The following is a 10658-nucleotide window of genomic DNA, read 5'->3' on the forward strand; positions in this document are numbered from 1 at the left end:
TATAAGGATTACTCATTTTGGCTAATCGTGTATTGGTTGCTAGATTGGAAGAAAAGTTCAAAGCAGAGAGATTATTATAGGTAGCATTGGATAGAGATGAGAGTGTTTTTTGTTCTGAATGGATAGTAGAGATAGCTTTTTGTTGTATTTTAGCTAGGGTGGTTATTTGATTTAAAGTTACCCCTAAGGTTAGTATACTTTTTTCATATGTATATTTAGCATCTTTTAGATTTTTATTGATTTGATCTGAATCTGTAGTAATTATTGAGTCTTGTAAATCTTTGATTTTATTTTGCAAGGCTGTGGTTTGTTCTGTCAAAGAGTTTAGTATATCAGTGAGGCTATTGAAATTATTTTGGGCACTATCATATTGAGCTATTTTGTCTTTGGTTTCTTGGAGGAATGTTAGATTGTTTTGTAATTGATTTATAGCATAATTAATATTATCATATTCAGCTTGATTGCTTGAATAAAGTTTTATTTTATCGGTATCATTTATCCCATCTTTATATAATTCAAAATTCTTTAGATCCCCAACGAATTGCGGAGCAAAAGGCCAACCATAGTCTTTACCATTATATTTAAATCCCCAAACTATTCCATTGCCCCAATAACCAGAATTATCTACCGCATTTTGATAGGATTTTATCGCATTTTCCAATTTTATTGCAGTAGTGTTTATAGTTGAATCATATCTCTTCAAATTATTTTTATTTTTGTTTAATTCATTAATTTGAATGTTGATTAATTTTTGATACCAGGCTAAATTGGTTTGTAAGGTTGTTTTATTCAAATCATTTATAGTTTGGGTATCTTGGTTTATTTGTTCATTGATCTTATTTATGGTTTGAGTGATTGCATTGGATTGTGCAATCATATCAGTTAGTTGGAGAGATTTTGTGTATTCTGTTTGGTATTGAATGACTTTGCTTTGGTTATTGCTGACGGTAACGAATTGGTCTTGGAGGAGTGATAAGACTCTAGACTGAGAGAAGACATCTTTAAGGGTTGGATTAGGTAAGGGCAAATCAAGTTCTGATCGAATATTGTCTTGTAATGATATATTATCTGGTCTTGGGTCAGCTTTTAATGATGCCCCCCCCCCTCCGAGAATTAAGAGTGAAAGTGTTAGGGATATTTTGTTTTTAAACATTTTATTTCCTTTGAGCAAAATATTTTTGTATTGGAAGTATAACAAAAATATTATATAAATTTAATTTTTTTGATAAATTTGTTTTATAAGCTACCAAAAGTCCTTGAACGTGTTTTGAAATCTTTGATGATATTAGACAGTTCATCAGGCGTAAAGTCAGGCCATAATGTGGGGGTGAAAAATAATTCTGCATAGCTGATTTGCCAAAGTAAAAAATTTGATAATCTCATTTCGCCCCCTGTCCGTATCAGTAAGTCGACATCAGGGATGCCTTTGGTGTCTAAATTTGCAGCGATGAGTTCATTCATATTGATATTTTTGTCATGGTTGTCATTTTGTATTATTTTTTTACAAGCACGAGCTATTTCATCCTTAGCACCATAGTTTAGGGCAAGTATTTGAGTGAGTGCAGAGTTTTTTGCTGTATCTTCTTGTAGGTTTTGAATCATTTGTTTCAAGGGATTGCTAAAGGCTTCTATATTTCCAATAGCAAGGAATTTAATATCGTTGTCCAAATAAGTTTTTCTCTCTTTTTGTAGGTATTGTTTGAGTAATTTCATCAAAAAATCAATTTCATTCTTGGGTCGATTCCAGTTTTCTGTGGAGAAAGCATAGAGGCTCAGATAGGAAATATGATTTTTGGCACACCAAGTGGTAATGTTCCTGACGGTATGGATACCTTGTTTGTGTCCTTGAGATCGCATTTTGCCTTTTTGTTTTGCCCATCGACCATTCCCATCCATAATGATAGCAAGGTGTTTTAATGTATTCAAGTATTTCCTTTTGAAAAAATTCTGTTATTCTAACAAATCCATACGGAAGAATTTCTCAAAAGATTATAGAATTACAATTTGAAAATATTTAAGGATGAAAATATGGAAGGTTTAAAATCAGAAATTTTAAGGAATAAAAAGCTCTTGGGCAAGCACAATAAAAGCTATGCTAATCCGGTGTATTTGGAAGGATTTGAACCTGAAAATTATATCATTATTGATATTCGTCACCCTTATGATTATGCACAGGGGCATATTTGTGGTGCTTTGAATATTATTGATTTGGATAAGATTGCTAAAGTGGCTCAAGATAATGTTAATAAAAAAATTCTTTTGCATTGTTATAGTGGACATACAGCTTCAATTTATGGGAGTGAGTTGGTGTTTGTAGGGTTAGAAAATATTTATTATTTGGATGAAAATATCTTAGATTTTGATGAACATGGCATCAAATTAGAAAGTGAATGATTTAGGGTTGGATTTTAAAAAATATGTTATAGTTTAAAATCTAAACAGAAAATTAAAGCTTCAAAATGAGTCAGGTGCGTTCATGAATAAAATTATTATTTTGTTTGGTTTTTGTATGAGTTGCCTGAATTTATCCGCTTCTGATTTGAATCCTAAAGCTATTTTTATTCAAGAAAATAAGATTAGCATTAAAGAAGCTTGGGAGAGGGTTCTTAACAATCATCAAGGGATTAAGGCTGAGGAGTTTGGAGTACAAAAGGCTAATAAAATTAGTTTAGCTAGTAAACTTTCTTTTTTGCCATCTATTGATTTGACTGGATTTTATATTCATTTAGCTAAACCTCTTGAACTGGATTTATTCCAAAATAAAGCTGCATTGAATGGAGCTACTGCTTCCTTACCGCCAGCATTTTCAGGTATTGGTAGTATTTTTGAAGGATTGGCTTCCCCTATTGAATTGTCTAAGCAGGATATTATCATAGGGGCATTGAATATTGTTTATCCCTTATATATGGGTGGGGCAAGGTTTTATGCAAGCAAAATAGCTGTTTTGCATGCAAAAGATGCCTTAGAGGCTTTGAGGCTAAGGAAATTGGCTACTTTTGAAGAATTGGTCAAGGTCTATTATGGGGTTGTTTTGAACCAAGAGGTATTAGATGTTCTTCAGGGTATTGAAAAAGGTCATTATACGCATTATCAAAATGCTATCAAAATGCAAAAAGCTGGTCAAATCGCAAGGATAGAAGTTTTGAGTGCACAAGTAGCTTATGATAGGGCAAAAACTAAAACTGCAGAAGCTGCAAATTCTTTGGAAGTTGCAAGACTTGCTTTTGATACAATCTTGTCTTCCCAAACCAATCTTTTTCTAAGCTCTACTTTAACGCCAGATACAAACAAAACTCTACCAAATTCAGAATATTTTGTCAAAGAAACCTTATCTTCTTATCCAGTTTTGAGGACTTTGGAGAATCAGGTTTTGAGTACTCAAGAGGTTAAAAAACTTCAGTTGAGTAAATTTTTGCCTCAAGTAGGGCTTTTTGGATCATATTTAATGAAAGGACAAAATTCTATTTTGAATAGAATGATTCCTGATTGGTATATAGGTATAGGGGCTAGACTTCCCATCATCACTCCTGAAGGTAGGATACAAAAGTATCAGGCTGCAAAACTCGCTGTATTGCAAGTGCATTCTCTCAAAGAGCAGGCTATAAAAGACATGAAACTTTTATCACAAAAGGTTTATAAAGAAGTTATTTCTGCAGCTAGAGAATATAAAAGTCTTGATTCTAGTATTGAGCTTGCTAAGGAAAATCTTAAGCTTCAAGAACAGGCTTTTACTCAAGGATTAGCAACAAGTGCTCAAGTAGTAGATGCAAGGAATACATTTTCAAGTATTTTGATTGAACAAAAAACCATTGGTTATAAATATATTATTCATTTGGCAAATTTAATGGCATTGAGTGGTCACCTGGATATGTTTTATGATTATCAAAATTAAGGAATTATAAATATGAAAAAAAGAAAGATTCAGGTTGTATTCATTGGATTTTTTGGGTTGTGTATTTTAGTATGGCTAGGGATTACATTTTATATAGCATATAGCCCTAAACCACAGGTTTTGCAAGGTCAGATTGATGCTAGAGAATATAGTGTGAGTTCAAAACTTGCTGGAAGGATTGATCAAATATTTGTAAAAAAAGGTGATAAAGTCAAAAAAGGCGAGTTGATATATACTATCAAAAGTCCTGAAGTGGAGGCTAAATTAGCTCAAGCTAAGGCTGGCTATGAGGCTGCAAAAGCAATCAGTGATGAGACACATCAGGGTGCAAGGGTTGAAACTATTGTTTCAGCTAGGGATTTGTGGCAGAGTGCAAAAGCTATGGCTGATTTAGCACAGAAAACTTACAAAAGAATACAAGGTCTTTATGATGGCGGGGTAGCAAGTTTGCAAAAAAGAGATGAGGCTTATGCTGCTTATCAAAGTGCAAAATATAATGAAAATACAGCTTATCAACAATATAAACTTGCTTTAGATGGTGCAAGCAGACAAACTAAAAAAGCAGCTTTAGAAAAAGAAAAAGCTGCAAAAGGTCAAGTGAATGAAGTAGAAGCCTATGTAAAAGATTTTGAAGCATATTCTCCAATTGATGGTGAGATTAGCAATATATTGCTTTATAGTGGAGAGCTTAGTCCTAGTGGTTTTCCGGTCGTATTGGTGACAGATATGAAGGATGCTTGGTTACGTTTGAGCATTCCTGAATCTTATTTAAAAGATTTTGAAGTTGGAAAGGTCTTTGAAGCATATATCCCTGCTTTGGAAAAAAATGTTGAATTTAAGGTTACTTATGCATCCATTATGGGGGATTTTGCAACTTGGAAATCAACTTCAAGTAACAATGGATACGATATGAAGAGTTTTGAAATTGAGGCAAAGCCAATGAGTCAGATCTCTGGTATGCGAGTTGGGATGAGTGTCCTAGTTACATTGAGATAAACACTTTAATGGATATTTTCAAAAAACAGATTTTAAGCATAATGCAAAATAAGTTTTTATTATTGATTTATTTTGTATTGCCTTTGATGTTAGGATTGATTGTTTATAGTATTTTCTATATGGGTTTGCCTAGAGAGTTGCCTATTGGTTTGATTGATGAGGATAAAAGTGCATTGAGTACACAAATAAAATTTGATCTTAATGCAACTTCAACGCTTAAGGTTGTTCAAGTTTATGATTCTATTTATGCAGCTAAAAATGATTTGAGTATTGGTAAGATTTATGGGCTTGTTGTCCTTCCAAAGGATATGGAACGTCGAGTAAAAATAGGTATGCAAACAAAAATTCTTTTTTATTATAATGCACAATTTGTTTTGATTGGCAAGGCTATTAATAGTGCTTTTTTAAAAGTTGTTGGCACAATCAATGCCAAAGCAAATTTTCTAAAAAGCTTGATTAAAGATTCTAATTTTGATGTGGCAATGTCTGTGGCTTTGCCCATTTCTTCAGAAATTCATGCACTTTATAATAGCAACAATAGTTACTCAGAATTTTTATTGACATTGATTTTACCTTGTATGTGGCAGATTTTAATAGCTTTGGGGATGGTAAATCTTTTGCAAAAATCTTTAGATACAAAAGCTTTGCTTATCGCTTATTCTTTAAATGTTAGTATTTTTAGTTGTTGGGGTATGGTTATGTTGAAATTTTTTGAGTTTTTGGGGTATTCAATGAAAGGGGAGGGTAGTATTTTATTTTTGGGTGTTTTGGTGATGGTTGCAGGAATCAGTGGCGTTGTGATTTTTGTCCAGTCGTTGTTGGGCGATATTGCTAAGACGGTTGGAGTTGTTGCAGCATATACAGCTCCTAGTCTTGCATTTGCTGGTATTACTTACCCACAAGGTAGTATGGAAGGATTTGCTTTATTTTGGAGCCATCTTTTGCCAATTTCATATTTTATGAAATTTTATTTGCAACAGGCTGATTATGGTTTGGATATTGTCAGTGGTTTGAAGATTATTGGACAGATGCTACCATTTTTATTATTTTTTCCTTTAGGGATTTTCATCCATAATTTGAGGCAAAAATAATGGGTTTTTTTAGGATTGTATTGGAAGAATTTAAATCAATTTTTAGCAATACTTCTATTATCTTTGTAGTGATTATTGGTTCGCTTTTGTATGCTTTTTTGTATCCTGCTCCTTATAAAAATGATATTGTAGATTCTCAAAAGATTGCTGTGGTCGATAATGACAACACCACTTTGTCAAAAGAACTTATTTTTTTGATACATTCAACGCCTCAAGTTGATGTTGCCTATACGCTTTATTCATTTACAGAAGCTAGGAAGCTTCTTGAACGAGGTCAAATTTATGGTATTTTGGACATACCCAATGGATTTCAAGCTGATGTGAATAGACAGGTACCAACCACACTTTCTTATTCTGTGAACGCTTCATATTTTTTGATATATGGAGCTGTAGTTGAGGGAATACATTCCGCCATAGAGGCTATAAACGATAAGATTAAACTCAAAAGGATATATCAAAAAGGCGGAGTAAAAGAAACCAAAACAGATTTGATTGTCAGTAACCCTATAGCATTATTTAACCCAAGTGAAGGGTATATCAATTATGCTTTGGCTGCTATTTTGGTCTTTATTTTACATCAAACAATGATTGCTGGAGCTGGAATGCTTGGGGCTTTTCAGAATCAGAAAAACTCTAATGGTATAGTAGGTTATTGGAATGAGGTAGGGGCATTGAAACTTGTAATGGCTAGGATTAGTGTTTTTTTTCTTATTTATTTTGTATTTTTTCTGCTTTATTTTGGGTTTTTATTTCAAGTGTATGGCATTCAGATTCATTCTGGTATTGTTTCATTTTGGTGTTTTGGCATTGCTTTTATTTTGTGTTGTGCAAGCTTAGGGGTTTTGTATGGATTAGTGTTAAAACATCCAGCCTTCAGTACGCAAATTATTTTGATTTCTTCATTGCCTCTTGTTTTTTCAATGGGTTTTATTTGGCCTATTGAATTATTACCCAAATATATCTTATGGATTGTCAAGTTTGTGCCTGCATTTCATGGGGTGAATGGTTTTATCCGTATGAACCAAATGGGGGCTAGTTTGTCTTTGGTGATGGGGCATTTTTATTGGTTGTGTGGTTTGTGTATTTTGTTTATGATTCTCTCTGTGATTGTTATCAAAATAAAAAGAAAATGAAAAGTATTTGGATGGGACAAAAAAGAGAAGAAATATGGAGGGCATTTAAAGATGCTTTCCCTCATACGATTCCTATTATGCTCGGCTATGTTTTGATGGGCATAGCTTTTGGTATTTTATTACAAAAAGCTGGCTATGGATTTGTGTGGGCATTTTTTATGGCAGTTTTTATTTATGCAGGAGCAATGCAATTTGTGGCAGTAGGTTTGTTAGCTGGAGGAGTCGATATTTGGAGCACTTTTGTATTATCTTTGATGGTGAATGCCAGGCAAATATTTTATGCTATTGGGATGTTGGGAACTTTTAACAAAATGGGTAAAAAGCTTCCTTATATGATCCATTCGCTCACTGATGAAACATTTGCTTTATTGAATTTAAAAAAGCCCTCTTGTGGAGTGGATTGTAATTATTTTATGTTTTTTATTGCCTTTTTAAATCATATTTATTGGATAATAGGTTGTGTTTTGGGTGCATTGATAGGCTCAAGTATTGTTTTTGATACACGTGGTATTGATTTTATTATGACAGCTGTATTTGTTGTGATTTTTATTGAACAATGGAAATGCAATACTAATCATATTCCTGCAATGATTGGGATTTTTTGTAGTTTGATTTGTTTGATTTTATTTGGTTCAGAAAATTTTTTGTTACCAGCTTTATGCCTCATAACATTGATTTTAAGTTTCTTGAAACGTAAATTGGGGTAAAAATGGATTCAATTTTAATTGTTCTCATCATTATAATAGCTACTATTTTGACGCGTTCACTTCCTTTTATTATTTTTAATCCCAAACGTCCTGCACCCAAATTTTTACTCTATTTAGGCAAGGTATTGCCTATGGCTGTTGTAGGTATGCTGATTGTATATTGTTTGAAGGCAATTGATTTATCCCATTCCCCATTTGGATTCAATGAAATCATAGCTTTGTTGTGTGTAGTTTTTTTGCAATGTGTGTTTAAAATGTCTATTTTGAGTATTGTGGTGGGGACAATTTTATATATGTTTTTGGTTCAAACAGATTGGCTGAGTAAATTTTTTTTCTAATTTTCTTATGAATATAAAATCAATTTTTAGACATTATATTTTCAATATTTAAGTATTTTTTAATTATTATAGTTTTATTATTTTATAATTTAATAATAAGAATAGAAATTATTATTAAAAATATAGAGATAAAAAAAGGTTTTTAAATGAGGTTTTTAATTTTAAATTTGATGATTTTAATGAATATTTATTTGTATGCAGAAGATATGGAACAAACCGTTTTGCTTAATAAAATAAATGCGAGTGCAACAGCAGCAGGATATTCAGATGTAGATGCTACAACTATTGGAGTTGCTCAAGCAGCCCTTTTAAGAGATATTTTACGTGATATGCCTGGTGTTTTTGTTGGCGGGACAAATGCTATAAATCAACGTGTATATATCAGAGGAATGAATCAAAGTGCTTTGAATATACAAATTGATGGTGCTAGACAGATCGGGACACCTTATCATCATACTCAATCCCTTTTAGTTGACCCTGATATTTTGAAAGCTGTGGATGTTAGTGTGGGGACAAGTTCTATTGTAGGTAGTTCTGGTGCATTGGGAGGTAGTGTTATTTTTAAAACTATGAGTGCTCAAGATATGTTGAAAGCCGATGAACATTTTGGGTTCAAATTGAAGAGCGGCTATTATTCAAATGATAACCAATTTCAAGAATCTGCAATGGTTTATGGTAGAGTGAGTGGGTTTGATGTGTTGGGTTATGTGAATTATCGAAAGCATGATTTTGGTTTGACAGGGCATAATTTTAGTTTTGGTAAAAAGAATTCTTATTATGAATCACAGACTCAGGGTTCTGATGGCTCAATCACTGTGACTAAGACGCCATATGTAGCTACAGGTCAAAGAACAGGAGGAGATGGCTATGAAATAAACACATTGCTTAAAGCAGGTTATTCAATTGATGCACATCGTCTAGAACTTAGCGGAGAATACATTTTATACAAAGGACTTTTTCCAATTAAGGGTGAATTTGGTAGTAGTACTGGTAAAAATGACTCTATACAGACTTATACGCCACAGATATATGATCGTCAAACTTATACTTTACATTATGATTATATTCCTAGTGAAGATTTTAATATCAAATCCAATGCTTATTATTCAAATGTAGTTTTGGATAAGACACATTATGATTTGGATTATTTTCATGATAGCAAACTTGAGCTTTGGAAGGCACTAACAGCTAACTATGGTGCTAAAATGGATTTCAATCAAAGATTCCATACAAATAGGGGGTCGCATGATCTATTGTATGGGATTGAGTATTATGGCACGATAGAAAAAACTATCAATAATCGCAGTCTTTCTTTGGATAAAAAAACAAAAGTATTAAAGGAGGGCGATCCTATTTCAAATAAACCTTCTGAATCTGCAAATGATATTTCTGCTTATTTTCAGTATGCTTTATCTTATCAGACTGCTGAAGTGGGATTTTTTAAGCTTGTTCCGGGAGTGCGTTATGAATTTTATAACATCAATATGCTTAGAGACCTTTCAGGATTAGGGGATTTTTCTAAACAGAGCAGCAATTATAATCACATTTCTGGAGCTTTTGGACTTGAGTATAAGTTTAATATAGGTTTGGGTTTTTTTACCAATTGGACTCAAGTTTTTAAAGGTCCTAGAATTGCTGAAGCAAAGAGATTTGCAGAGGCAGGCATTAAATTTGTAGATACAGAAAAATTAAAACCTGAAAGTGGAGATAATTTTGAAGGTGGGGTTACTTATAAAGGAGTTTTTGGTGATTATCGAGTTGATTTTATTGTGAAAGGATTTTATACTCTCTATGACAACCTGATTTTAGAAAAAAGAGATAAAAAAACCAAATCTTATACCCGGTCTAATTCTGGTGCAGCAAGCGTGTATGGTGCTGAAGCAGCAATTAAATTGGGTATTTATGATTTGAATGCAAGCTTGGGGTATACCCTCACTGATATTAATTATAAATATCCAATTGGCAATACAGATAAAGGGACTGGTATTGCACCGGCTACAGGAGATAAATATACATTGAATTTAGAATATTTTATTACTCCTATAGATGTTTTGGTGGGATGGAATACTTTGGTTTTTGCCAATTATGATAAAAAAGATCCTAAAGGAAAACTACTTGTAGAACATAAACCTGGCTATAGTGTTTCAGATTTTTATATTAGCTATATTGCGAGTGGAATAGTTGAAGGATTGGAAATTAATTTTGGTATTTATAATCTTTTTGATGAGGCTTATATTGTACAAACAGCCAATTATACACTTACAAAGGTTGACTATGAGCCTGGAAGAAGCTATCGTATGAATATTTCTTATCAATTTTAATTTTATTTGGAGGGCAGGGATTAGTTAATTGTCATCATTGGTATGAAAATGACTATCAAGGTAATTCTTCTATACAGGCTTTGATAGCTTCAAGACTTTTAGAGTATCTTGATTTGAACTATATTGAAACTCTCATTGATATTGGTTGTGGGGGTGGTAATCTAGCTTTACAGATTCAAA

General features: G+C 32.7%; 10 protein-coding genes. 8 read left to right on the forward strand and 2 right to left on the reverse strand.

Translation table 11 applies throughout. The features are described 5' to 3' along the window. Together BKH44_RS08405 and BKH44_RS08410 are read right to left on the reverse strand one after the other, a co-directional pair. Positions 1-1153: hypothetical protein (locus BKH44_RS08405; protein WP_143428336.1), on the reverse strand; the 1153-nt coding region annotated here is incomplete at its 3' end. A gap of 83 nt (positions 1154-1236) precedes the next feature. Further along, a complete protein-coding gene (locus tag BKH44_RS08410) occupies positions 1237-1926 on the reverse strand; it encodes a di-trans,poly-cis-decaprenylcistransferase (RefSeq protein WP_095272348.1) in 690 nt (229 codons plus the stop codon). Between the two features lie 102 nt (positions 1927-2028). On the opposite strand from BKH44_RS08410, the gene BKH44_RS08415 reads away from it, so the two are divergent. The 8 genes from BKH44_RS08415 to BKH44_RS08450 all read left to right on the forward strand — a co-directional run bounded on the left by BKH44_RS08415 (position 2029) and on the right by BKH44_RS08450 (position 10478). Continuing rightward, complete coding sequence (locus BKH44_RS08415) at positions 2029-2394, forward strand: rhodanese-like domain-containing protein (RefSeq protein WP_095272351.1); 366 nt, start codon at positions 2029-2031, stop codon at positions 2392-2394. An 82-nt stretch (positions 2395-2476) separates the two neighbouring features. Beyond that, positions 2477-3892 carry a TolC family protein gene (locus BKH44_RS08420; RefSeq protein WP_095272354.1) on the forward strand — a complete coding sequence of 472 codons (1416 nt, stop codon included), beginning with the start codon at positions 2477-2479 and terminating at the stop codon, positions 3890-3892. A gap of 12 nt (positions 3893-3904) precedes the next feature. Beyond that, positions 3905-4888: an efflux RND transporter periplasmic adaptor subunit gene (locus BKH44_RS08425; RefSeq protein WP_095272357.1), complete on the forward strand. Its 984-nt coding sequence runs from the start codon at positions 3905-3907 to the stop codon at positions 4886-4888. 8 nt (positions 4889-4896) lie between these two features. After that, a complete protein-coding gene (locus BKH44_RS08430) occupies positions 4897-5979 on the forward strand; it encodes an ABC transporter permease (protein WP_095272359.1) in 1083 nt (360 codons plus the stop codon). Further along, positions 5979-7112: an ABC transporter permease gene (locus BKH44_RS08435; protein ID WP_095272362.1), complete on the forward strand. Its 1134-nt coding sequence runs from the start codon at positions 5979-5981 to the stop codon at positions 7110-7112. The genes BKH44_RS08430 and BKH44_RS08435 overlap by 1 nt, the downstream gene beginning before the upstream one ends. Positions 7113-7123: 11 nt before the next feature. Continuing rightward, complete coding sequence (locus BKH44_RS08440) at positions 7124-7819, forward strand: AzlC family ABC transporter permease (protein ID WP_095272371.1); 696 nt, start codon at positions 7124-7126, stop codon at positions 7817-7819. A 2-nt stretch (positions 7820-7821) separates the two neighbouring features. Beyond that, positions 7822-8157, forward strand: coding sequence for an AzlD domain-containing protein (locus tag BKH44_RS08445; RefSeq protein WP_095272365.1), 336 nt, complete (start codon positions 7822-7824; stop codon positions 8155-8157). Positions 8158-8303: 146 nt separating this feature from the next. Further along, complete coding sequence (locus BKH44_RS08450) at positions 8304-10478, forward strand: TonB-dependent receptor (protein WP_095272368.1); 2175 nt, start codon at positions 8304-8306, stop codon at positions 10476-10478. Positions 10479-10658 lie beyond the last annotated feature (180 nt).

Origin of the sequence: Helicobacter sp. 13S00477-4 (genome assembly GCF_002272785.1) — a bacterium.
In the GTDB taxonomy this organism is placed as follows: domain Bacteria; phylum Campylobacterota; class Campylobacteria; order Campylobacterales; family Helicobacteraceae; genus Helicobacter_J.

Coding starts and splice junctions, on each gene's coding strand:
- BKH44_RS08445 (WP_095272365.1), top strand. CDS start 7,822: ATGGATTCAATTTTAATTGTTCTCATCATTATAATAGCTACTATTTTG.
- BKH44_RS08415 (WP_095272351.1), top strand. CDS start 2,029: ATGGAAGGTTTAAAATCAGAAATTTTAAGGAATAAAAAGCTCTTGGGC.
- BKH44_RS08420 (WP_095272354.1), top strand. CDS start 2,477: ATGAATAAAATTATTATTTTGTTTGGTTTTTGTATGAGTTGCCTGAAT.
- BKH44_RS08430 (WP_095272359.1), top strand. CDS start 4,897: ATGGATATTTTCAAAAAACAGATTTTAAGCATAATGCAAAATAAGTTT.
- BKH44_RS08435 (WP_095272362.1), top strand. CDS start 5,979: ATGGGTTTTTTTAGGATTGTATTGGAAGAATTTAAATCAATTTTTAGC.
- BKH44_RS08425 (WP_095272357.1), top strand. CDS start 3,905: ATGAAAAAAAGAAAGATTCAGGTTGTATTCATTGGATTTTTTGGGTTG.
- BKH44_RS08440 (WP_095272371.1), top strand. CDS start 7,124: ATGGGACAAAAAAGAGAAGAAATATGGAGGGCATTTAAAGATGCTTTC.
- BKH44_RS08450 (WP_095272368.1), top strand. CDS start 8,304: ATGAGGTTTTTAATTTTAAATTTGATGATTTTAATGAATATTTATTTG.